At 42.0% G+C, this 255-nt stretch carries 1 protein-coding gene; it reads right to left on the bottom strand.

Annotated features, from left to right (window positions below; all coding sequences use genetic code 11):
* On the bottom strand, positions 1-255 hold a 255-nt coding region (locus ACSLUH_RS19705), incomplete at both ends, for an IS110 family transposase (protein ID WP_448570095.1).

Below are 255 nucleotides of genomic sequence, written 5' to 3'. Positions count from 1 at the left end.
TAAGTAAATCGCGAGTGGCGCGCATTTCCTTATCGTAAACGTAGGCCATAGGAAAGTTGCCTCCACGGATAAGTTTAGCGATTTTATACGAGTCAATTTTATCGTTTTTTGCTTTACCGCCATGAATGGCCTTCATATACAACGCATGGCCGAGAATAAAATCAATGTTGTGCTGCTGACAAAAGTCACAGACCCAATACCAGCAGTGCATACATTCTACGCCAATGACAATATTACCAAGGTACGGATTCAACA

Source organism: Thalassotalea ganghwensis (assembly GCF_053485795.1).
The sequence above is the reverse complement of the archived record's forward strand: the minus strand, read 5'-3'. Positions and strand labels throughout refer to the sequence as shown.